Below are 22,633 nucleotides of genomic sequence, written 5' to 3' on the forward strand. Positions count from 1 at the left end.
ATTTTTCTGCTGCCTGAAAGGTCGGGTGTAGAAGTTTTTCAAGACGATAAGGGTGTCAGGGTCCAATGAACGAACAATATTCCGCAATGCGAAGTAATGTCAGTATGCTCGGCAAACTGCTCGGGGATACGATTAAGGAAGCTCTGGGCGAGAACATCCTCGACCAGGTTGAAGCCATCCGTAAGCTCTCCAAGTCATCCCGTGCAGGCAATGACACACATCGTAAAGAACTGCTCAATACGCTGCAGAATCTCTCCAACGAAGAGCTTCTGCCGGTTGCACGCGCCTTCAGCCAGTTTCTTAACCTCACCAACGTGGCCGAGCAGTATCAGACCATTTCCCAGAGTGGCGAAGGGGCGAATCACCCGGAACTGCTGAAAAAGACCTTTGAGACCCTGAAACAGCAGAAAGATATCCGTGAAAGCGACATTCTGGCGGCCATTGAGTCGCTGTCGCTGGAGCTGGTGCTGACCGCGCATCCGACCGAAATCACCCGCCGTACCCTGATTCACAAGCTGGTCGAAGTTAACAGCTGCCTGAAACAGCTCGACCACAGCGATGTCTCTGACTACGAACGTAACCAGATTATGCGCCGCCTGCGCCAGCTGGTCGCGCAGGCATGGCACACCGATGAAATCCGCAAATACCGTCCGACCCCTATCGATGAAGCCAAATGGGGCTTTGCCGTAGTGGAAAACAGCCTGTGGGAAGGCGTTCCTGCCTTTCTGCGTGAGCTGAACGAACAGGTAGAAGAGGCGTTTGGCATTAAGCTGCCGGTGGATTTCGTCCCGGTCCGGTTCACCTCCTGGATGGGCGGCGACCGCGACGGCAACCCGAATGTGACGGCGTCGATCACCCGTCATGCGATGCAGCTGAGCCGCTGGAAAGCCACTGACCTGTTCCTGCGCGATATCGGCGTGTTGATCTCCGAGCTGTCGATGTCGGAGTGCAGCGATGAGATCCGTGAACTCAGCGGCGATCCGGAAGCGATCGAACCTTATCGTGTGATCCTGAAGCGTCTGCGCAGCCAGCTCATGAGCACGCAGTCGTTCCTGGAACATCGCCTGAAAGGCGAGCGTCTGCCGCGTCCGGCCGACCTGCTGGTCTCCAACGATCAGCTGTGGGACCCGCTGTTTGCCATCTACCAGTCGCTGCAGCAGTGCGGCATGGGCATTATCGCCAACGGTCAGCTGCTTGATACGCTGCGCCGCGTGAAATGTTTTGGCGTGCCGCTGGTGCGTATCGATCTGCGCCAGGAGAGCACCCGTCACACCGAAGCGATTGCCGAAGTCACCCGCTATCTGGGACTGGGCGACTATGAAAGCTGGTCTGAAGCGGACAAGCAGGCCTTCCTGATCCGTGAGCTGAACTCTAAGCGTCCTCTGCTGCCGCGCAGCTGGGAACCCAGCGACGAAACGCGTGAAGTGCTGGAAACCTGCCGCGTCGCGGCTGAAGCGCCACAGGGCTCCATCGCCGCCTACGTGATCTCAATGGCGAAAACCCCGTCTGACGTGCTGGCCGTGCATCTGCTGCTGAAAGAAGCGGGCATCAGCTATGCGATGCCGGTTGCACCGCTGTTTGAAACCCTGGATGACCTGAACAACGCCAATGATGTGATGAGCCAGCTGCTGAGCATCGACTGGTATCGCGGCTTTATTCAGGGCAAACAGATGGTGATGATTGGCTACTCTGACTCGGCGAAAGATGCCGGTGTGATGGCCGCCAGCTGGGCGCAATATCAGGCGCAGGATGCACTGATCAAAACCTGCGAGAAAGCGGGCATCTCACTGACCCTGTTCCACGGACGCGGCGGCAGCATTGGCCGTGGCGGCGCACCGGCTCATGCCGCGCTGCTGTCGCAGCCGCCAGGAAGTCTGCGCGGCGGTCTGCGCGTCACCGAACAGGGCGAGATGATTCGCTTCAAATATGGTTTACCGGCCGTCACCATCGCCAGTCTGTCGCTCTATACCGGCGCAATTCTGGAAGCGAACCTGATGCCACCGCCGGAGCCAAAACGCGAATGGCGTGACATCATGAATCAGCTCTCCGCTGACTCCTGTGCGATGTATCGGGGCTATGTGCGTGAAAATGCCGACTTCGTTCCCTACTTCCGTTCAGCCACCCCGGAGCAGGAGCTGGGTAAATTACCGCTCGGCTCACGCCCGGCTAAACGTCGCCCGACCGGCGGCGTGGAGTCGCTGCGTGCCATCCCATGGATTTTCGCCTGGACGCAGAACCGCCTGATGCTGCCTGCCTGGCTGGGTGCCGGTGCGGCCCTGCAGCAGGCGATGGCGGCAGGTCATCAGGATCAGCTGGAGGCGATGTGCCGTGACTGGCCTTTCTTCTCTACCCGTCTGGGGATGCTGGAGATGGTGTTCGCAAAAGCGGACCTGTGGCTGGCAGAGTATTACGATCAGCGTCTGGTCGACAAATCCCTCTGGCCGCTGGGCAAGCAGTTGCGCGATCAGCTTGATGCCGATATCAAAGCGGTGCTGACCATCGCCAACGACTCGCACCTGATGGCCGACCAGCCGTGGATTGCCGAGTCAATTGCGTTGCGTAACGTCTACACCGACCCGCTTAACGTCCTTCAGGCGGAACTGCTGCATCGTTCACGCGCACAGGAAGCACGCGGCGATGAGCCGGATCCGCGCGTTGAGCAGGCCCTGATGGTGACCATTGCCGGTGTGGCAGCAGGCATGCGTAACACCGGTTAGCGCGCAGGCGCGGCATATCGTCCGCGCCCTCTGAACGTCGCCATAAAAAAAGTCGGGACTGTCCCGACTTTTTTATTGCCTGAAGGAGAGCGGTTAAGCCGCCACCGCAACCGGACGCACGCCCAGCGTGTGGCAGATGGCGTAACTCATTTCAGCGCGGTTCAGCGTGTAGAAATGAAAATCTTTCACCCCTTCGCGTGACAGGATTTTCACCATGTCCATCGCGATGTTTGCCCCGACCATTTTCCGTGTTTCCGGGTCCTCATCCAGTCCGGCAAACATCGCGTTCATCCAGCCCGGCACGCGCACATTGGTCAGCGTGGCAAAGCGTTGCAGCTGTTTAAAGTTAGAAACCGGCAGAATGCCTGGCACAATTTCAACGTCGATGCCGGTCGCGACACAGCGATCGCGGAAACGTAAATAGCTTTCCACGTCGAAGAAAAACTGAGTAATGGCGCGGCTTGCGCCTGCATCGATTTTTCGCTTCAGGTTAATCAGATCGGCCTGGGCGCTTTTCGCTTCGGGATGGACTTCCGGATAGGCCGCGACGGAGATATCAAAATCGCCGACCTCTTTCAGCAGCGCCACCAGATCGCTGCCGTACATCTCCGGCCTGCCGCCTCCCTCTGGCAGATCACCCCGCAGCGCCACAATGTGACGGATGCCGTTATGCCAGTAATCCTGGGCGATAGCGCGCAGTTCATCGCGGGTGGCATCAACACAGGTGAGATGAGGGGCCGCCTCCAGGCCGGTGCGATCTTTGATGCCTTTGATGATGCTGTGCGTACGATCGCGCTCGCCTGAGTTGGCACCGTAGGTGACAGAAACAAATTTCGGTTTCAGGCTGCTCAGACGGTCGATGGAACGCCACAGGGTCTCTTCCATTTCACCAGACCGCGGTGGGAAGAACTCAAATGAGACGTTAATGCGCCCGTTCAGCTCAGCCAGGCTCTGGTTTAGCGCTTCGCGCTGATTGGCATGAAAGAAACTCATCCTGCATCCTCATCGGTTAAAAACTGGACCGCGAACATCTGAACGTTTAGACGTCCAGATGTTCAAAATGACCCAATCCGATCGTGCCGTCAACGAATAAATCGTGAACAGCGATGATCAATTTTCAACCAGCATGAAAGAGATTCAACAGGCAGCGGTAACGCATTGAAAACAGGCGCCGAAGCGCCTGAGGGGAGGACTAGAGCAGTTGTGCGAGGCGATTGATATCTGACTGGATAGCACCGGCGGTGACATCCCGGCCTGCACCCGGCCCGCGAATTACCAGCGGGTTGTCGCGATACCAGCGGCTCTCAATGGCGAAGACATTGTCGCAGGGCAGCAGCGAGGCCAGCGGATGTTCCGGACGAACCGCTTCAACCCCGACGCGCGCCTTGCCGTTGGCATCAAAACGGGCAACATAACGCAGCACGAGATCCATCTCCCGCGCCGCTTCCAGTCGCTGCAGCATCTGCTCATTCAGCTCATCGCCATTTTCAAAGAAATGGTCAACCGAGCCCTGCTGGCAGTTGTCTGGCACCAGCGATTCGACCCGCACCTGATCCGGCTCGATGTTATAGCCCGCCTCACGCGCCAGGATCACCAGTTTGCGCATCACATCCTGCCCTGAGAGATCGGCCCGCGGATCGGGCTCGGTCAGGCCCTGCTGCCACGCCTGATCCACCAGCTCGGTGAAGGGAACCGTGCCGTCAAACTGCAGGAACAGCCATGACAGCGTGCCGGAGAAGATCCCGCTGATCGCCAGGATGGTATCACCGCTGTCACGCAGATCGCGCACCGTATAGTTGATCGGCAGACCCGCACCGACAGTGGCGTTATAGAGCCAGTGACGTCCGGTTTTGGTAAAAGCATCACGGATTTGCCGCCAGGTCTGGCTGTCGGATGCACCGGCCACTTTATTGGCGCTGATGACATGGAAACCGTGGCTGGCAAAGTCGAGATACTGCTGCGCCAGCGGCGTACTGGCGGTGACATCCAGCACCACTAAATCATCAAACGGATGGGCGCGCATCCACAGGAACAGCGACTCTTCGTCACGCTCCACCGCTTCATCGTCAAAGAAGGCCAGCGCACGGCTGGCATCCAGTCCGTCATAACTCAGCAGGCTGCGACGGCTGTCCACCACACCCGCCAGCACAAATTCAAAGCCGGTACGCGCTGAGAGCGTTTCCTGATCGCGGGCAAACAGCTCCAGCCAGCGTGAGCCGATATTGCCTTTGCCAAACAGCATCAGGCCGATACGCTTTTCTGCACGGAACAGTGACTGATGCAATCCCTGAATCAGATGCTGAGTGGGACCGACGCGCAGCACCGCGACCACGCTGATGTGCTCTTCAGACTGCCAGATAAATTCAACAGGTTGATCTTTTAACTGCTGCCAGAAGCGATGGGTATGCAGCGGATTGCGGGTCACGCCTGCGCCTACCAGCGCCACCAGCGCCAGGCCGTCACGCAGCTGCAGATGGCCCGGCAGTCCGGCATCCTGCAGCAGTGTAAAGGCGCTGTTGACCACTTCAGAGGTGTAACAGAGCTGTAGCAGCTGGCGGTCAGGATGGACGCCAAACGCCAGCGGACGCAGCTGTGCCCGCTTCAGCAGCAGGTCGATCTCTTTGTGCAGGATGGCGAAGTCATGCTGCTCCGGCAACTGGATTTCAATCAGACAGACATCATCATGACTGGTCACGATGCGTGCGCCGGTTCCGGAGGCCAGCACCCGCTCGATGCGGGTGGAACCCTGCTCCGGCTGATAACTGCAGCGCAGTTGCAGGTCGATATCGCTGCCGGAAACCGGCTGCAGGGTGCGGGTATGCAGCACCGGGGCCGCCAGACGCGCCAGCTCACTGGCTTCGTCCAGCCTTAACAGCGGCAGCAGACAGGCATCAGAAACTTTGCGTGGATCGGCGCTGTAGACGCCTGCCACATCGCTCCAGATCGTGACCCGTCCCACACCTGCCAGCGCACCAATCTGCGTGGCGGAGTAGTCGGAACCGTTGCGGCCAAGCAGGACGGTTTCACCCGCATCATTGCGGCTGATAAAGCCGGTCACCACGATGCGCTGATGCGGATGCTGTGCCAGCAGGGTCTGCAGCAGCGGCCAGGATTTGCCTTCATCGACCTGCGGCTGGGCCGCACGTTCAGCACGCAGAAACTCACGCGCATCCAGCCAGCAGGCCTGCATGTCGCGCTGACTCAGCACCGCTGCCATCAGGCGCGCCGACCAGAGTTCACCGTGGCCGACCACTTCGGCGTAGACCGCATCGGTTATCGGTCCATCCAGCAGCGCGGCCAGCTTTTCCAGGTCGCGAATAAATGCCGCGGTTAAGGGTTCCGCCATCTCAGCAGGCAGCAGCGCACCGATCAGTTCGCTCTGGTAACGCCGTAAAGCCTGTTGCACCTGGTGCGCGGAGAGCCGGTCGCTCTGGCTCAGCTTCAGCCAGCTAATCAGCTGGTTGGTGGTCGAGCCAGCCGCAGAGACCACCATCATGTCGCCCGGCTGACTGTAATCCGCCATGATGCTGGCCACACGCTGATAGCAGCGTGCGTCGGCCAGGCTACTGCCGCCAAATTTATGCAACTGCCTGATAGTCGGCGTTCCCGTGCCTGCTGAAATCATCATGCTTAACCCTCGGCTGCGACCCGGAATGCATTATCCAGATCGGCAATTAAATCTTCGTGATCTTCAATACCAACAGAAACCCGCAGTAGCGTATCGGAAATGCCCGCTGCAGCGCGTGCCTCTGCCGACATCCCCGCGTGCGTCATGGTGGCGGTGTGGGAGATCAGACTCTCAACGCCACCCAGCGATTCCGCCAGCGTAAACAGCCGCAGCGCTTTCAGGAAGCGGCGCAGCAGCGCCTCGTCACCGTCAACCTCGAAACTCAGCATGGCACCAAAGCCGCGCTGCTGACGAACGGCATGTTCGTGTCCGGCGTTCTCCGGCAGCGAAGGATGATACAACTTTTTCACCCGTTTCTGCTGCTTCAGATACTCCACAATCGCCAGCGCATTGCGCTGCGCCGCTGCGATGCGTGGTGAAAGTGTGCGAATCCCGCGCAGCAGCAGGTAGCTGTCAAAGGCCGCGCCCGTGACGCCAATGTTGTTTGCCCACCAGGCCAGGTCCGTCGCCAGCTGCGGATCTTTAGCAATCACCGCGCCTGCCACCACGTCGGAATGACCGTTGAGATATTTCGTACAGGAGTGGATCACCAGGTCTGCCCCCAGCGCCAGCGGATTCTGCAGGGCCGGACTCATAAAGGTGTTATCCACCACGCTGATGGCACCCGCCGCCCGGGCAGCGGTGCAAATCGCGCTGATATCCACCACGCGCAGCAGCGGATTGCTGGGGCTTTCGATCAGCACCAGTTTAGGTTTCTCATCCAGTGCCGCCTGCAGTGCCACCGGATCGCCCTGATCAACAAATTTCACCCGATATGCGCCGCGCTTATTCATGCTGTCAAACAGCCGATAGCTGCCGCCATAACAGTCATGTGGCGCAACCAGCAGATCGCCAGGCTTCAGGAACACCGTCGTCACCAGATGAATCGCCGACATCCCGGTATTAGTTAATACCGCGCCCGCACCGCCTTCCAGTTCCGCCAGCGTACGCTGCACGACATCACGCGTGGGGTTACCCCGACGGGAATAGTCATGCGCACGCGGCTCATTAAAATCCAGGAAGTTATAGGTTGTGGAAAGATGGATAGGCGGGACAACGCAGCCATACTGCTCGTCATCATTCAAACCGCTACGCACTGCGATGGTTGCCGGTTTACGCGTCATGAGCGAATTGTTCCTGAAAAGTGAATAAAATGTGGCTCACAGAATATCACCCTCTAATTAGACGTCAATACATCTGGACATCTAAATGTCTTTGCGTATAGATTGAGCAGAAACGCAATACCCGCTAAAATTATGCGTCATCGCCTGGCGTTCCTCTCTGAAATACAGAGGCAGTGAACGAAGAAAACCCGCCATATCAGGGGTCAGGCAGGAAAAAATCAGGCATAATCCGCTGATTTCCTCACATTTAACGTTTATTAATTAAGGTAACCCATGGCTGAATGGAACGGCGAATATATCAGCCCGTACGCTGAGCACGGTAAGAAGAGCGAGCAGGTCAAGAAGATTACAGTGTCTATCCCCTTGAGCGTGCTGAAGATTTTAACGGATGAGCGTACCCGTCGTCAGGTGAATAACCTGCGTCACGCCACCAACAGCGAGCTGCTTTGCGAAGCCTTTTTACATGCCTTTACGGGTCAACCGCTGCCGGATGACGTCGACCTGCGCAAAGAGCGCAGCGATGAGATCCCGGAAGAAGCGAAAGCAATTATGCGCCAGATGGGTGTTGATCCGGATACATGGGAATATTAATCCCCGGCGCCGTTGTCGCCTGACCTCGCTGCAGAGAAGCAGGCTCCGCTCAGGGAGCCGCTTTTCTGATCCGTTCTGCCCCCTGTGACGCTCCTCTCTTCCGGCCTGACGCCATCGCCTGCATATTGCCTGCCAGACGTATCAGAAAAATCTACCCTCTTTTCCTTATTATTGCGTTATTTCCATTGCAATAAGAATATTGTTTTATCCGGACAATAGAATTATTACTATTGTTCACTATTATGCGCATCCGTAAGATTTTGTCAGAGCGACAATTTCACGGAAAGCCAATGAGCATCAAATATAAAATAAAATCCTTCGCACCCACTTTTTTTATTCTTTTCATCACCAGCACAACCAGTTATTTCACTTCTGCATCCAGCGTGGCACCGGCTATAACGGTGCAAAATGAGAATATTAATGCCCGGCAACAGGATCGGGAGCGCAAAGCGCAATTAGCGCCTGACCTGCCGCCTGGCATGTCTGAAAAAGAGGACTTCAGACCGGAAGCGATTCCGTTTCCGCATGAGGAAAATTGCTATCCGATCGATAATATTTCGCTGAATCAGGACAGTAAAAAACTGCACCTCAGAAAACTACGCTATTTCACTGCACAGGCAGAAGGGAAATGCCTGGGCATTAACGGAATAAAACTTCTGGCTAAAACGCTGCAGAATGAAATTATCCGGCTGGGATATATTACAACGCGTGTTAATTTGCCCGAACAGAATCTGTCGGGCCGTACGTTAACGTTTGATATTCATGCCGGTCACGTCGGAAAAATCGTGCTAAATAAGGCGAGTGGCGACGACATTAACCTGACCAGTACCCTGCCGTTCAGCGCGGGTGATCTGCTCGAACTCAGCGATCTGGAACAGGGCAGCCTTAATCTTCAGCGCGTTCCGGGATCGCGGGTTAACGTTCAGTTATTGCCAGGCAGCAGCAAAGGTGAAAGCGATATCGTTATCCAGCGCGAACAGGATAAATACTGGCAGATGAGCGCCTGGCTGAATGATGCCGGCTCGGCGGCGACGGGGCGTTATCAGGGGGGAACCGCACTCTATTTAAACAACATTGCGTCATTAAGTGACATATTTTACGTCTCTTACGGCCACGATATTGCGCCGAAACAGACCCGCAAAGGCAATGATAATAAATCGATGGGTTATTCGGTGCCATGGGGTTTCTGGTGGCTCGATCTCTATGCCAGCCAGAGTCATTATCAGCAACGCCTGACCGGAAACTGGTCAGAATGGGCACTGGATAATAAGAACAGCTACTACAGTGCGCAGCTCAACCGACTGCTTTCGCGAACCCTCTTTCAGACCACCACAGCTGGCCTGCAAATCTTCAATACGTTATCGCGTTATTCACTTAATGACCGGGACCTCATCAGCATGCATAAAAAAAGTGCGGGCTGGAAAGCGTTGCTGCAGCATGAGATGCATGACGATAACGCGGCGCTGACAACTACCCTGAGCTATCAACGGAAGATGCCCTGGTTTAACAGCAGCCATACCGTTGAACAGACGTATGGGCTCATTGATACGCAGGGCCGGATTATGACGCTGGATCTGAAAGGTTCGGTTAATTTCCAGTTCGGAGATAACTGGCTGAACTACTCACCCCATGTCAGTGTGCAATATTCATCCGACACCCTCTCTTCGCTGAATCGCTTTTCGCTGGCAAACCGCTGGACGGTTCGTGGCTTCGATGGCGAATACGCGCTTCAGGATAATAAAGGCTGGTTCTGGCGCAACGATATCAGCTGGATTTTCCCTGACAAACCGGTTCAGCCTTATATCGGTATTGACGCAGGCCAGGTCTACGGTAATAGCAGCCAGCAGGAATATGCCGGAAAAACCGTTATAGGCAGCGTGGCGGGCCTGCGGGGAACACTCCTGAAAACACGTTTTGATCTTTTTGCCGGCACCCCGGTTAAAAAACCCCAGGCTTTCCACACCGATCCCGTTACGCTCGGTTTTTCACTGCAGTGGAAATATTAGTAAGAAGTAAAAGCGTTTATAAAAAGAGTTTGAAAATAAACACACACATCCAGAGGAAAAAAATGAATACGCATAAGTTTAATCTGCTATTCCTGGCGACGCTCGCCACCCTGTGTAGTCAGCCTGCGCTTTCTGCACTGAACAGTTATCAGCATGCAAATGGTTCGACCGTGGTGAATATTAATCAGCCGGATGCGAATGGTCTGTCACATAATATGTATCAGAGCTTCAACGTCTCAGAAAAGGGGTTGGTACTGAATAACAGCACCACAGATATGGTTCGCGACAGTGGTAATATTGCCCGGAACAGCAATCTGAATAGCTCAGCCAGTCTGATTCTGAACGAGGTCATCTCAAATAAAGCTTCTTCACTGAACGGCTTTATTGAAGTCGCAGGTCAGAAGGCCGATGTAATTATCGCCAACCCAAACGGGATCACCTGTTCCGGCTGTAATTTTATCAATACCGGACGCGCCACCCTGACCACCGGCACGCCAGTTTTAACCGATGGTGCACTGACGGGCTTTAATGTGACGAAAGGCACCCTTACGGTTAAAGGCAAAGGGCTGACAGGCGCCGATTATACGGACCTGCTGGCGCAGAAAATTACGCTCAATGGCAAAGTTGAGACAACCCAGCTGAAAGCGATTGCCGGTAAATACACCTATAACAGGGCCTCGGGTCAGGCCACAGCCAGCACGACAGGCCGGACTGGCGGCAACAGCATCGATGTCAGCGCGCTGGGCGGAGCAACAGCAGGCCTGATCCAGCTGCAAACCACGGAAGCCGGTGCGGGCGTCAACAACAATGGCGTACTGAATGCCAACAGCCTGTATATCTCAACCAATGGCACGTTAACCAACAACGGAACGCTTGACGCTGGCGTGATGAGCATCGCAGCCAGCGGCAGCATGACGAACAAAGGGACGCTTTCTGCCAGCCAGGCTGCTCTGCAGACAACAAATACATTCACGAATGAAGGCACTGTTAAAGCCACCAATTACGCCAGCATCGTGAGTTATGGAAAAGTGACTAACAACGAAAAAGGGCAGATCAGTGGCGATGGCACCGTCAGCATTTTTTCGCTGGCGGGAGATATCGAAAATAAAGGCACCATCAGCACGGCTGGATCCCTGACAATGCAGACCGGCTACAGCACGGTGAATGGCGTTATCACGCCTGTCGCCAACACCAGCCTGATTAACTCCGGCTCGATTCAGGCGGACACTATTGGCTTATACGCCGTTAAAGAGGTCAGCCTCCGGTCAGGCGATGTTACCGCACAGAGCACAGCCTCTGTTTCTGCCGTAACTGTCTCTAACGCCGGAACCCTCACAGCGCAGAATGCCTCTCTCGTTTCTGACGACTTCAGCAATCAGGGTGTGATGCAGGCGACTGAGCGGTTAAGCGTGACCGGTAAAAGTGGAATTTCTAATAAGGGTACCCTGAAGGCGGCAACCCTGGCGCTGACAACGGATGGGAAAATCAGTAACACATCCTGCCGGCTGTGGTTATTGTGCAGGCAGGGCACCATGAAAGCGGATAAAATTTCGATTTCAGCCCCTAAGATCACTACCATTGCTGATTTAGATGGTGATTACACCACGCAGCTTCTGGAATTGAACAAGCCTGAAACAGACTCCAGCCTGTAACCGGGCCATAAAAAAACCCAGCCGAGGCTGGGTTTTTTGTTGCCGCCGAACCCGCAGGTTCAGGTGCCTTTTAATCTTATTTTTTAGCGCCTGGCACGCTGAAACGCTTGTTAAAGCGGTCAACACGGCCACCAGTTGCCACTTCACGCTGCTTACCGGTATAGAACGGGTGGCATTTACCACAGACGTCCAGGTTCAGTTCGTGAGTCAGTGTTGAACGGGTGTGGATCTCGTTGCCGCAGGTACATTTAATAGTAACTGCTTCGTATTTCGGGTGAATACCTTGTTTCATGGGAAACCTCATAGAAGGCCGTGTCGCTCTCCGTGCCAGGCGTAAACCTGCACAGCACCACACGCGGTTGAACATTATAGGGTGTACTCCGGCAAGGTCTTTCTCACCGAAGGCGGCATATTATACAGAGAAGTTATCATTGCTGCAAATTTATCCTGGGATACCCGCCATCCGGGTCCAGCGTGTACACTAGCCCTCCCGATGCCCGAGCCGGAAAGAGAGAGTTATGCCCGTTGTCCAGGTTGCCCTGCCCGTCCCCTTGCCCCGCCTGTTTGATTATCTGCCGCCACAGGGCGCGCAGCCGGTCATTGGTGGTCGCGTAAGTGTGCCCTTTGGCAATCGCAGGATGATCGGCATTGTGGTCGCCCTGCGTGAGAGCAGCGATCTGCCCGAAGGACAGCTCAAGCGCGTCATTGAGGTGCTGGATAGCGAGTCACTCTATCCCTCTTCGCTGTGGCGCATCCTTAACTGGGCCGCCAGCTACTATCACTCTCCCCAGGGCGAAGTGCTGAACCATGCCATCCCGGTATTGCTGCGTCAGGGCAAACCCGCGCAGGATAACCCGTTATGGCGCTGGGAAATTACCGAGCAGGGCCGGGCGACCACGCCGGAGAGTTTAAAGCGCGCGCCCAAACAGCAGCAGGCGCTGGCTGCCCTGCGTCAGCAGCCGCTCTATCGCCATCAGGTCAGCGAACACGACCTGACGGAGGCGACGCTTCAGGCTCTGCGCGCCAAAGGGCTGTGCGAGCTGTATGAGCATCAGCCGCAGCGGCACGACTGGCGAACCACCTTCGCCGTTAAAGGCGAACGCCTGCGTCTGAATACCGATCAGGCGATGGCGGTCGGTGCAATTCGGGCAGATGACGAACATTACGCCGCCTGGCTGCTGGCGGGCATCACCGGTTCCGGCAAAACGGAGGTCTACCTCAGCGTGCTGGAGAATGTGCTGGCTCGGGGAAAACAGGCGCTGGTGCTGGTCCCGGAGATCGGCCTGACCCCGCAGACCATTGCCCGTTTCCGGGAGCGTTTTGATGCGCCGATTGACGTGCTGCACTCCGCCTTAAACGACAGTGAGCGGCTGGCCGTCTGGTTACGTGCGCGGCGCGGTGAAACGGCGATTGTGATTGGCACCCGCTCGGCGCTGTTTACCCCGCTGGCCCGGCCGGGGGTCATCATCATTGATGAAGAGCACGACAGCTCTTACAAGCAGCAGGAGGGCTGGCGCTATCAGGCGCGCGATCTGGCTGTGTTTCGCGCCCATGAAGAAAATATCCCGATTGTAATGGGATCGGCGACGCCCGCGCTGGAGACGCTGCACAATGTGCGCAGCGGCAAGTATCGCCAGCTCGACCTGACAAAGCGCGCAGGCAATGCCAGACCGGCGCTGCAACAGCTGATCGACTTAAAAGGTGTGCAGCTGATCGGCGGCCTGGCACCGGGCCTGATTGGCAAAATGCGTCAGCATCTGCAGGCGGATAATCAGGTGCTGCTGTTTCTTAACCGCCGCGGCTTTTCGCCCGCCCTGCTCTGTCACGACTGCGGCTGGATTGCCGAGTGTCACCGCTGTGACCGCTACTACACGCTGCATCAGCATCATCGCCAGCTGCGCTGCCACCACTGCGACAGCCAGCGTCCGCTTCCTCATCAGTGCCCGCAGTGTGGCTCAACTCACCTGCTGCCGGTCGGTGTCGGCACGGAACAGCTGGAACAGCAGCTCGGCACGCTGTTCCCTGGCGTGCCGGTGTCGCGAATCGATCGTGATACCACCAGCCGTAAAGGGGCGCTGGAGCAGCATCTGGCCGATGTGCATCGCGGAGGCGCGCGCATTCTGGTTGGTACTCAGATGCTGGCGAAGGGCCACCACTTCCCTGACGTGACGCTGGTGTCGCTACTGGATGTCGATGGGGCGCTGTTTTCCGCCGATTTCCGGGCGGCGGAGCGCTTTGCTCAGCTCTACACCCAGGTCGCCGGACGTGCCGGGCGTGCCGGTAAGCAGGGCGAAGTCCTGCTGCAGACCCACCACCCGGAACATCCGCTGCTTCAGACCCTGCTGCATCAGGGCTATACGGCGTTTGCGCAGCAGGCACTGCTGGAGCGCCAGGCGGTTCACCTGCCACCCTGGAGCCGCCATGCGCTGTTTCGCGCTGAAGATATGGATAATCAGCAGGCAGCTGAATTTCTGCAACAGCTTCGTAACCTGCTGGAGGCCAGTCCGCTCAACGATCAGGCCATGTGGTTTATGGGGCCGGTCCCGGCCCTGCAGCCAAAACGCAGCGGCCGCTGGCGCTGGCAACTGCTGGTTCAGCACCCATCCCGGCAGCGTCTGCAGCAGTTGCTGAGCAGTTCGCTGCCGCTGATTTCCACCCTGCCCGCCGCGCGCAAAGTGAAATGGACGCTGGATATTGATCCTACCGAGAGCTGATCTCCGCTGACGTTGCGAGCCAGATCGAAAAATGTCGCATAAGTCACAATTTTTATGCAAATTAAGTAACAACCAGCCACGCAATCGTTAACAATGTGGCTGGTTTGCCTCTGAGCAGGCAAAAACAGAATCGAACACGCCATAATGCGTCAGGAGCATGTGTTGGAGCAGAATCAACAACCGCCCGCCGCCACGATGAAGGATGTCGCGGAACATGCGGGTGTCTCAACCGCCACCGTATCGCGTGCGCTGATGAATCCGGAGAAAGTTTCTGCGGCCACCCGACAGAAAGTCGAACAGGCCGTTGCCGCCGTCGGCTATGCAGCACATGGTCCCACACGCAACGCGCGTCGCAATGAGACCCGAACCATCCTCGTCATTGTCCCCGATATCTGCGATCCCTTCTTCAGTGAAATCATCCGCGGCATTGAAGTCACGGCAGCCGAAGAGGGTTATCTGGTGCTGATTGGCGACTGCGCCCATCAGAATCAGCAGGAGCGAACCTTTCTCAACCTGATGGTGACACGCCAGATAGATGGCATGGTCCTGCTGGGCTCACAGCTGCCCTTTGATGCCGGCATTGATGAGCAGCGCAACCTGCCGCCGATGGTGATGGCGAATGAGTTTGCCCCCGAAATGTCACTGCCCTCGGTGCACATCGACAACCTGACCGCCGCGTTTGAAGCGGTTAATCATCTGCTGCAGTTAGGTCACACACAGATTGCCTGCATCGCCGGGCCGGAAGAGATGCCGCTCTGTCAGTATCGGTTACAGGGCTATGTCCAGGCGATGCGGCGCAGTGGCCTGACGGTTGATCCCACCTATATTGTGCGCGGCGATTTCACCTTCGAAGCGGGCGTTGCCGCGATGAATCAGCTGATGACCCTGCCGCAGCCACCGCGCGCGCTGTTCTGCCACAGCGACATTATGGCGCTCGGGGCGATGAATCAGGCCAGACGCTGCGGGCTGCGGATACCTGACGATCTCTCTGTGGTGGGATTTGATGACATCGAGTTGTCGCGCTACTGCGAGCCGCCGCTGACTACCGTTACCCAACCGCGCTATCAGATCGGCCGGGAAGCGATGCTGCTGCTGCTGGATGAGCTGAATGGCAAACGGGTCATCAGCGGTTCGCGGCTACTGGACGCGGGTCTGACCATTCGGGGCAGCACGGCGCGCGCAAAAAAGCGTGAAAAATAAGCGTATTCGCCGCGCTTTTTCAGTAGATTCTTAAAGCGAACACTGCTGGTCAAAGTTCCGACCCTTGAGTAACATGGCGGACTCCTTGCCGGGCGCGTAAAAATCATCATTTCGCCCATCTGGCACTATTTTTGAAGGGTATAAGAACGAGAGTGGCACAAAAAGATTACGTAGGCCGCGGGCGTTCAACAGGGACGCGTCGCAAAAAAAGCCCCAGCCGCGGCAAGAAGAGCAAAGGCGGTTCGGGAACATCCAAACTGATGATTGTACTGGCGGTCGCCGTGCTGGTGACCTTTGCCGGTGGTTTATGGTTCCTGGCGCATCACAAGAAAGAGGACGTGCCGGTCATTACGGATCATAAAGCCAACGGCAATGGCTTACCGCCGAAGCCCGAAGAGCGCTGGAAATATATTAAAGAGCTGGAGAACCGTCAGGTTACCGTGCCGACCCCTATCGAACCCTCTTCGGGTGGCGAGGTGAAGTCGCAGACGCAGCTGACTGACGAGCAGCGTCAGCTGCTGGAGCAGATGCAGGCGGATATGCGCCAGCAGCCAACGCAGCTGAACGAAGTGCCGTGGAACGAACAGACACCGGCGCAACGTCAGCAGACGCTGCAGCATCAGCAGCAGTTACAGCAGCTGCAACGCCAGCAGCAGCAATTCCAGCAACAGCAGCAACGTCAGCAGCAGCAGGTTCAGCAACAACAGCTGCAGCAGCAACGTCAGCAGTTGCAGGCTCAACAGCAGCAACAGCGCCAGCAGCAGTTGCAGCAGCAACAACAGCGTCAGCAGCAGCAGCAGCAGCAGCAGCAAAATGTTCAGCGCCAGACGCAGCCTGCGCCAGTTACGCGGGAACCCGAGGTGCAGTCAAAACCGCAGGAGACCGCAAAAGCGAAACCGGCGGAGAAAGCCTCTTCGCAGCGCTGGATGGTGCAGTGCGGGTCATTCAAAGGCACCGACCAGGCAGAGTCAGTGCGTGCCGGTTTAGCCTTTGAAGGATTTGAAAGCCGCATTACGACCGGTGGCGGCTGGAATCGCGTGGTGATTGGTCCGTATAAAGATCGCGCCTCTGCGGACAGCACACTGAAGCGTCTGCGCAGTTCCGGCCACTCCGGCTGCATTCCCCTCTCAATCGGGGGTTGAAACCCGTCAAACCCGCCCCATATCTGTTGCATGATACTCCGCGCCCCGTGCGCGGAGTCCTTTTCCGACTGCAACAAGGGGTCTGCCCGTGACAACAATAGTAAGTGTACGACGCAACGGCCAGGTAGTGATTGGCGGTGATGGCCAGGCTACGCTCGGCAATACCGTGATGAAAGGCAACGTTAAAAAAGTGCGTCGTTTATACAACGATAAGGTGATTGCCGGATTTGCTGGCGGCACCGCAGACGCCTTCACCCTGTTTGAACTTTTCGAACGTAAACTGGAAATGCATCAGGGCCACCTGGTGAAAGCCGCGGTGGAACTGGCTAAAGACTGGCGTACTGACCGTATGCTGCGTCGGCTTGAAGCCCTGCTGGCGGTCGCGGATGAGTCCGCCTCACTGATCATCAGCGGTAATGGTGATGTAATTCAGCCTGAAAACGATCTGATTGCCATCGGCTCCGGCGGACCTTTCGCCCAGGCCGCGGCACGTGCGCTGCTGGAGAATACCGACATGGGCGCGCGCGACATCGTTGAGAAGTCGCTGAACATCGCAGGCGATATCTGCATCTACACTAACCATAACGTTAATTTCGAAGAATTAACCTCCAGGGCGTAAAGGTATAACTATGTCTGAGATGACTCCACGCGAAATCGTCAGCGAACTGAACCGCTTTATTATCGGCCAGGACAGCGCCAAGCGCGCCGTGGCTATTGCACTGCGCAACCGCTGGCGTCGCATGCAGCTGGATGAAGAGCTGCGCCATGAAGTGACCCCGAAAAACATCCTGATGATCGGACCGACCGGTGTCGGTAAAACGGAGATCGCCCGTCGTCTGGCTAAACTGGCCAATGCGCCCTTTATCAAGGTCGAGGCGACCAAATTTACCGAAGTGGGTTATGTCGGTAAGGAAGTCGATTCGATCATTCGCGACCTGACCGACTCCGCCATTAAGATGGTGCGCAGCCAGGCGATTGAAAAGAACAAATACCGTGCAGAAGAGATGGCGGAAGAGCGCATCCTGGATGTTCTGATTCCACCAGCCAAAAACAACTGGGGCCAGTCAGAGCAGAGCGCGGAACCATCTGCGGCGCGCCAGTCGTTCCGTAAAAAACTGCGCGAAGGCCAGCTGGATGACAAAGAGATCGAGATCGACCTGGCCGCCAGCGGCCCGGGCGTCGAAATCATGGCGCCTCCGGGAATGGAAGAGATGACCAGCCAGCTGCAGTCGATGTTCCAGAACCTTGGCGGCCAGAAGCAGAAAGCCCGCAAGCTGAAGATCAAAGAAGCGATGAAGCTGCTGATCGAAGAAGAAGCGGCAAAACTGGTGAATCCGGAAGAGCTTAAACAGGACGCCATCGATGCCGTCGAGCAGCACGGTATCGTGTTTATCGATGAGATCGACAAAATCTGTAAGCGCGGCGGCCAGAATGCTGGCGGTCCGGATGTGTCACGCGAAGGCGTTCAGCGCGACCTGCTGCCGCTGGTGGAAGGCTGCACGGTCTCAACCAAGCACGGTATGGTGAAAACGGACCACATTCTGTTTATCGCTTCGGGCGCGTTCCAGGTTGCCAGCCCGTCCGATTTAATCCCGGAACTGCAGGGTCGTCTGCCTATCCGCGTTGAACTGCAGGCGCTGACCGTGAATGATTTCGAGCGCATTCTGACAGAGCCTAACGCGTCAGTGACCGTACAGTACAAAGCGCTGATGAATACCGAAGGCGTGAATATTGAGTTCACCGAGGATGGTATCCGCCGGATCGCTGAGGCCGCATGGCAGGTTAACGAAACCACCGAAAACATCGGTGCGCGTCGTCTGCATACCGTACTGGAACGTCTGATGGAGGATATCTCCTATGACGCCAGCGATCGTCACGGTGAATCGGTCACCATCGATGCTGATTATGTGGGTAAACATCTGGATGAACTGGTGGCTGACGAAGACCTGAGCCGCTTCATTCTCTGATTCACGGATGTCGCACTTTTCAGAAGCCCAGCCGAACCGGCTGGGCTTTTTTATGCATGTTCTTGATCGAACGATGCTTTTTTCAGGGTGATGATTTTGCCAACAATCTGCATATAGCGATATACTTAGCATTCCTGTGGCAAACAGACGAAACCCTTATGAAATACGATACATCTGAACTCTGCGATATCTACCATGAAGAAGTGAATGTTGTTGAACCGCTTTTTTCAAACTTTGGTGGGCGCACTTCATTCGGTGGTCAGATTACCACAGTGAAATGCTTTGAAGACAACGGCTTACTCTACGACCTGCTGGAAGAAAATGGCCGCGGTCGGGTGCTGGTGATTGATGGCGGCGGTTCCGTACGTCGGGCGCTGGTGGATGCGCAGCTGGCACGTCTGGCAGCCACTAACGAGTGGGAAGGCCTGGTCATCTACGGGTCAGTACGTCAGGTTGACGAGCTGGAAGAGCTGGAAATTGGCATTCAGGCGATTGCCGCCATCCCGGCCGGCGCGGCGGGTGAAGGGATTGGTGAAAGCGATGTGCGCGTCAATTTCGGCGGTGTGACCTTCTTTTCCGGTGACCATCTCTATGCCGACAACACCGGTATCATTCTGTCAGAGGATGCGCTGGACCTCGAATAAGGTCCGACAGCAACCGGGAGCAGACATGAAAACGGGTGCCTGAGCACCCGTTTTTCACATCAGCTGAGGCTTCAAACCTCTTCCATTTTTCCCAGCAGTGCGCGCAGACGTTCCTGCCAGACGTGCTGCTCTTCTTTCAGGTGCTGATTTTCACGCATCAGCGCATCGTGGTTGCCCGCGACTTGTTGCGCATCGTTACGCAGTGAGTTGTTCTGCTCTTTCAGCTCTTCGATTTCCATCTGCAACAGGGTGATGGTATCAATCGCCTGCTGTACTTTCGCTTCCAGTTTCTCAAACACTTCAAATGACATCTTTCTGACCTCTCCTAAATTCCTGCAAGGCGTTGATGATGCCAGCGCTAGCCAGCAACGTTGTCCCGATTGTATGTACCCTCACCCCGCAAGTCCAGCAACGCGGGCGCGGCGGGCGTAGTCTGTAACACTTTTCAGTCTATGCCTGAATTTATGCTGCGCTCCGATCAACGGCACACAGAGATCCCTCCGCCACGCCCGCTATCCGGCGCATTTAAGGGCGAAAGAAAGCCGGAATACGCGAAAACGCGCATTTTTATGACGCAGTACACAAAAAATGATTTCGCTATTTCTCGTTTATGTTCGTTAACGATAAATTCACACCAACCCTACAATAAAGCTGGGCGACTCATGGAATGAGAACAAAAACTGATAAAATTTAACCTCGCTTCAGGAACCACTATTATGAGTCAGACAACTAACACGCTCAAAGGTCAGTGTATTGCCGAATTTCTGGGGACAGGCTTGATTATTTTCTTCGGCGCGGGCTGTGTGGCCGCACTGAAACTCGCCGGTGCCGCATTCGGTCAGTGGGAAATCTGCATCATCTGGGGGCTGGGCGTTTCCATGGCCGCCTACCTCACCGCAGGCATTTCGGGTGCGCACCTGAACCCGGCCATTACCGTGGCGCTCTGCCTGTTTGCTAATTTTGAAGGACGTAAAGTTCTGCCTTACATCATCTCACAGGTTGCCGGCGCCTTTTGTGCCGCAGCGCTAGTCTATGGCCTCTACTACAGCCTCTTTATTGACTATGAGCAGAGCCATCAGATGGTGCGCGGCACGGTTGAGAGTCTCGACCTGGCGGGCATCTTCTCAACCTATCCTAACCCGCACATCGGTGTCGGTCAGGCATTCCTGGTTGAGATGGTCATCACGGCGGTACTGATGGCGGTCATCATGGGTCTGACGGATGACGGTAACGGCATCCCACGCGGCCCACTGGCACCCCTGCTGATCGGCCTGCTGGTCGCGGTAATTGGTGGCGCAATGGGTCCGCTGACCGGCTTTGCCCTGAACCCGGCACGTGATTTCGGACCGAAGATTTTCGCATGGCTGGCAGGCTGGGGTAACGTTGCCTTCACCGGCGGTCGTGACATCCCTTACTTCCTCGTACCGATTTTTGGTCCGCTGGTCGGTGCCTGCCTGGGTGCCGTAGGTTATCGCGCACTGATTGGCCGCTATCTGCCAGGCACCGCGAAGGAACCTGCCAGTGTTCCTGCAGACAAACCGGTTGCACGCGCTCAGCAGCGTAAAGCGTAAGTTTCACCTTTTATCATCAGGACTGAATTTATGACTACCACAGATAAAAAATACATTGTCGCGCTCGATCAGGGCACAACCAGTTCACGCGCCGTGATCCTCGATCATGACGCCAACATCGTCGCCGTCTCGCAGCGTGAATTTACCCAGATCTACCCGAAAGCGGGATGGGTTGAGCATGATCCGATGGATATCTGGGCCTCTCAAAGCTCCACGCTGGTTGAAGTGCTGGCACACGCCGATATTCGCTCCGATGAAATTGCCGCTATCGGTATCACCAATCAGCGCGAAACCGCTATCGTCTGGGACAAAGAGACCGGTAAGCCGGTCTATAACGCCATCGTCTGGCAGGATCCCCGCACCGCAGACTACTGTAACAAACTGAAGAAAGAGGGACTGGAAGAGTATATCCAGCACACCACCGGTCTGGTGATTAACCCCTACTTCTCCGGCACCAAAGTGAAGTGGATCCTCGATAACGTTGAAGGCGCGCGTGAGCGTGCGAAACGTGGCGAGCTGCTGTTCGGCACCGTTGATACCTGGCTGGTCTGGAAAATGACCCAGGGCCGCGTACATATCACCGATTACACCAACGCCTCCCGTACCATGATGTTCAACATTCACAAGCTGGAGTGGGATCAGCGCCTGCTGGATATTCTGGATATCCCGCGTGAAATGCTGCCGGAAGTGAAATCGTCGTCTGAAGTCTATGGTCAGACCAACATCGGCGGTAAAGGCGGCACGCGTATTCCTATCGCCGGTATTGCCGGTGACCAGCAGGCGGCGCTCTATGGCCAGCTCTGCGTCCAGCCTGGCATGGCGAAAAATACCTACGGCACCGGCTGCTTTATGCTGATGAACACCGGTACTGAAGCGGTAACCTCAACGCATGGCCTGCTGACCACCATCGCCTGTGGCCCGCGTGGTGAAGTGAACTATGCGCTGGAAGGCGCGGTGTTCATCGGGGGTGCCTCGATTCAGTGGCTGCGCGATGAGATGAAGCTGATCAGCGATGCCGCTGACTCTGAATACTTTGCGATGAAAGTGAAAGATACCAACGGCGTCTACATGGTGCCGGCATTCACCGGTCTGGGCGCACCTTACTGGGACCCGTATGCCCGTGGCGCGATCTTCGGTCTGACGCGCGGTGCGAACGCTAACCACATCATCCGTGCCACGCTGGAGTCGATCGCTTATCAGACCCGCGACGTTCTGGAAGCGATGCAGAACGATGCGAACACCCGTCTGCAGGCGCTGCGTGTGGATGGGGGCGCGGTGGCCAACAACTTCCTGATGCAGTTCCAGTCTGACATCCTCGGCACCCGTGTTGAGCGTCCGGAAGTGCGTGAAGTCACGGCGCTGGGTTCAGCGTATCTGGCGGGTCTGGCTGTCGGCTTCTGGCAGGATCTGGATGAAGTCCGTGCAAAATCGGTGATTGAGCGTGAGTTCCGCCCAAGCCTGGAAACCACCGAACGTAACTTCCGCTATGCCGGCTGGAAAAAAGCCGTCGCCCGCGCGCAGGCGTGGGAAGAAGAAGAGTAATACCGGGGCCCGCGACCGTCTGCGTCGCGGGCCTTTTCCCCGCCCCACTCTCCCGCTGTGTTACACTGCCTGTCTGTTTTTTGTCAGGCAGAGACC

The 22,633-nt window shown here is 56.3% G+C and carries 17 protein-coding genes; 12 read left to right on the forward strand and 5 right to left on the reverse strand.

What is annotated here, in order from left to right; genetic code table 11:
* Positions 1-65: 65 nt before the first annotated feature.
* A complete protein-coding gene (gene ppc / locus HFD97_RS18925) occupies positions 66-2,717 on the forward strand; it encodes a phosphoenolpyruvate carboxylase (RefSeq protein WP_046100828.1) in 2,652 nt (883 codons plus the stop codon).
* A 93-nt stretch (positions 2,718-2,810) separates the two neighbouring features.
* Here the strand turns inward: ppc and metF are convergent, their stop codons facing one another.
* The 3 genes from metF to metB form a co-directional block, all read right to left on the reverse strand.
* Positions 2,811-3,710, reverse strand: a complete 900-nt coding sequence (gene metF / locus HFD97_RS18930; protein ID WP_009088014.1) for a methylenetetrahydrofolate reductase — start codon at positions 3,708-3,710, stop codon at positions 2,811-2,813.
* 199 nt (positions 3,711-3,909) lie between these two features.
* The gene (locus tag HFD97_RS18935) at positions 3,910-6,345 is read right to left on the reverse strand and encodes a bifunctional aspartate kinase/homoserine dehydrogenase II (protein WP_009088015.1); all 2,436 of its coding nucleotides are present in this window, start codon (positions 6,343-6,345) and stop codon (positions 3,910-3,912) included.
* A 2-nt stretch (positions 6,346-6,347) separates the two neighbouring features.
* Entirely contained in the window at positions 6,348-7,508 is a 1,161-nt protein-coding gene (gene metB, locus HFD97_RS18940; RefSeq protein ID WP_009088017.1) for a cystathionine gamma-synthase, read from the reverse strand.
* Between the two features lie 273 nt (positions 7,509-7,781).
* Here metB and metJ point away from each other — a divergent pair, with 273 nt between their 5' ends.
* From metJ to HFD97_RS18955, 3 genes are all read left to right on the forward strand, one after another.
* Positions 7,782-8,099 carry a met regulon transcriptional regulator MetJ gene (metJ, locus tag HFD97_RS18945; protein WP_009088019.1) on the forward strand — a complete coding sequence of 106 codons (318 nt, stop codon included), beginning with the start codon at positions 7,782-7,784 and terminating at the stop codon, positions 8,097-8,099.
* A gap of 401 nt (positions 8,100-8,500) precedes the next feature.
* Positions 8,501-10,105, forward strand: coding sequence for a ShlB/FhaC/HecB family hemolysin secretion/activation protein (locus tag HFD97_RS18950; RefSeq protein WP_244319832.1), 1,605 nt, complete (start codon positions 8,501-8,503; stop codon positions 10,103-10,105).
* A 62-nt stretch (positions 10,106-10,167) separates the two neighbouring features.
* Positions 10,168-11,757: a filamentous hemagglutinin N-terminal domain-containing protein gene (locus HFD97_RS18955; protein ID WP_167432371.1), complete on the forward strand. Its 1,590-nt coding sequence runs from the start codon at positions 10,168-10,170 to the stop codon at positions 11,755-11,757.
* Positions 11,758-11,833: 76 nt separating this feature from the next.
* Here HFD97_RS18955 and rpmE read toward each other — a convergent pair whose 3' ends face one another.
* Positions 11,834-12,049 carry a 50S ribosomal protein L31 gene (gene rpmE, locus HFD97_RS18960; RefSeq protein ID WP_003851227.1) on the reverse strand — a complete coding sequence of 72 codons (216 nt, stop codon included), beginning with the start codon at positions 12,047-12,049 and terminating at the stop codon, positions 11,834-11,836.
* Positions 12,050-12,275: 226 nt separating this feature from the next.
* On the opposite strand from rpmE, the gene priA reads away from it, so the two are divergent.
* From priA to rraA, 6 genes are all read left to right on the forward strand, one after another.
* A complete protein-coding gene (gene priA / locus HFD97_RS18965) occupies positions 12,276-14,471 on the forward strand; it encodes a primosomal protein N' (protein WP_150030381.1) in 2,196 nt (731 codons plus the stop codon).
* 162 nt (positions 14,472-14,633) lie between these two features.
* The gene (gene cytR, locus HFD97_RS18970) at positions 14,634-15,671 is read left to right on the forward strand and encodes a DNA-binding transcriptional regulator CytR (RefSeq protein WP_009088024.1); all 1,038 of its coding nucleotides are present in this window, start codon (positions 14,634-14,636) and stop codon (positions 15,669-15,671) included.
* Positions 15,672-15,823: 152 nt separating this feature from the next.
* Complete coding sequence (ftsN, locus tag HFD97_RS18975) at positions 15,824-16,813, forward strand: cell division protein FtsN (RefSeq protein WP_167432372.1); 990 nt, start codon at positions 15,824-15,826, stop codon at positions 16,811-16,813.
* Positions 16,814-16,901: 88 nt separating this feature from the next.
* Positions 16,902-17,432 carry an ATP-dependent protease subunit HslV gene (gene hslV / locus HFD97_RS18980; protein ID WP_009088029.1) on the forward strand — a complete coding sequence of 177 codons (531 nt, stop codon included), beginning with the start codon at positions 16,902-16,904 and terminating at the stop codon, positions 17,430-17,432.
* 10 nt (positions 17,433-17,442) lie between these two features.
* A complete protein-coding gene (gene hslU, locus HFD97_RS18985; protein WP_046100836.1) occupies positions 17,443-18,780 on the forward strand; it encodes an HslU--HslV peptidase ATPase subunit in 1,338 nt (445 codons plus the stop codon).
* 158 nt (positions 18,781-18,938) lie between these two features.
* On the forward strand, positions 18,939-19,424 hold the full coding sequence (rraA, locus tag HFD97_RS18990; RefSeq protein WP_009088032.1) for a ribonuclease E activity regulator RraA: 486 nt from the start codon (positions 18,939-18,941) through the stop codon (positions 19,422-19,424).
* 71 nt (positions 19,425-19,495) lie between these two features.
* Here rraA and zapB read toward each other — a convergent pair whose 3' ends face one another.
* Positions 19,496-19,735: a cell division protein ZapB gene (gene zapB / locus HFD97_RS18995; protein WP_003851242.1), complete on the reverse strand. Its 240-nt coding sequence runs from the start codon at positions 19,733-19,735 to the stop codon at positions 19,496-19,498.
* A 405-nt stretch (positions 19,736-20,140) separates the two neighbouring features.
* On the opposite strand from zapB, the gene HFD97_RS19000 reads away from it, so the two are divergent.
* Positions 20,141-20,995 (forward strand): MIP/aquaporin family protein, encoded by an 855-nt coding sequence (locus HFD97_RS19000; protein WP_009088034.1) that lies wholly within the window; start codon positions 20,141-20,143, stop codon positions 20,993-20,995.
* A 30-nt stretch (positions 20,996-21,025) separates the two neighbouring features.
* Positions 21,026-22,537: a glycerol kinase GlpK gene (gene glpK, locus HFD97_RS19005; protein WP_009088036.1), complete on the forward strand. Its 1,512-nt coding sequence runs from the start codon at positions 21,026-21,028 to the stop codon at positions 22,535-22,537.
* Positions 22,538-22,633 lie beyond the last annotated feature (96 nt).

This window comes from Pantoea sp. EKM103V (assembly GCF_011800365.1).
GTDB lineage: Bacteria > Pseudomonadota > Gammaproteobacteria > Enterobacterales > Enterobacteriaceae > Pantoea > Pantoea anthophila.

Bases quoted from the DNA above. Each gene is read 5' to 3' on its own strand.
- ppc (WP_046100828.1), top strand. From the start codon at position 66: ATGAACGAACAATATTCCGCAATGCGAAGTAATGTCAGTATGCTCGGC.
- metF (WP_009088014.1), bottom strand. From the start codon at position 3,710: ATGAGTTTCTTTCATGCCAATCAGCGCGAAGCGCTAAACCAGAGCCTG.
- HFD97_RS18935 (WP_009088015.1), bottom strand. From the start codon at position 6,345: ATGATGATTTCAGCAGGCACGGGAACGCCGACTATCAGGCAGTTGCAT.
- metB (WP_009088017.1), bottom strand. From the start codon at position 7,508: ATGACGCGTAAACCGGCAACCATCGCAGTGCGTAGCGGTTTGAATGAT.
- metJ (WP_009088019.1), top strand. From the start codon at position 7,782: ATGGCTGAATGGAACGGCGAATATATCAGCCCGTACGCTGAGCACGGT.
- HFD97_RS18955 (WP_167432371.1), top strand. From the start codon at position 10,168: ATGAATACGCATAAGTTTAATCTGCTATTCCTGGCGACGCTCGCCACC.
- rpmE (WP_003851227.1), bottom strand. From the start codon at position 12,049: ATGAAACAAGGTATTCACCCGAAATACGAAGCAGTTACTATTAAATGT.
- priA (WP_150030381.1), top strand. From the start codon at position 12,276: ATGCCCGTTGTCCAGGTTGCCCTGCCCGTCCCCTTGCCCCGCCTGTTT.
- hslU (WP_046100836.1), top strand. From the start codon at position 17,443: ATGTCTGAGATGACTCCACGCGAAATCGTCAGCGAACTGAACCGCTTT.
- rraA (WP_009088032.1), top strand. From the start codon at position 18,939: ATGAAATACGATACATCTGAACTCTGCGATATCTACCATGAAGAAGTG.
- zapB (WP_003851242.1), bottom strand. From the start codon at position 19,735: ATGTCATTTGAAGTGTTTGAGAAACTGGAAGCGAAAGTACAGCAGGCG.
- HFD97_RS19000 (WP_009088034.1), top strand. From the start codon at position 20,141: ATGAGTCAGACAACTAACACGCTCAAAGGTCAGTGTATTGCCGAATTT.
- glpK (WP_009088036.1), top strand. From the start codon at position 21,026: ATGACTACCACAGATAAAAAATACATTGTCGCGCTCGATCAGGGCACA.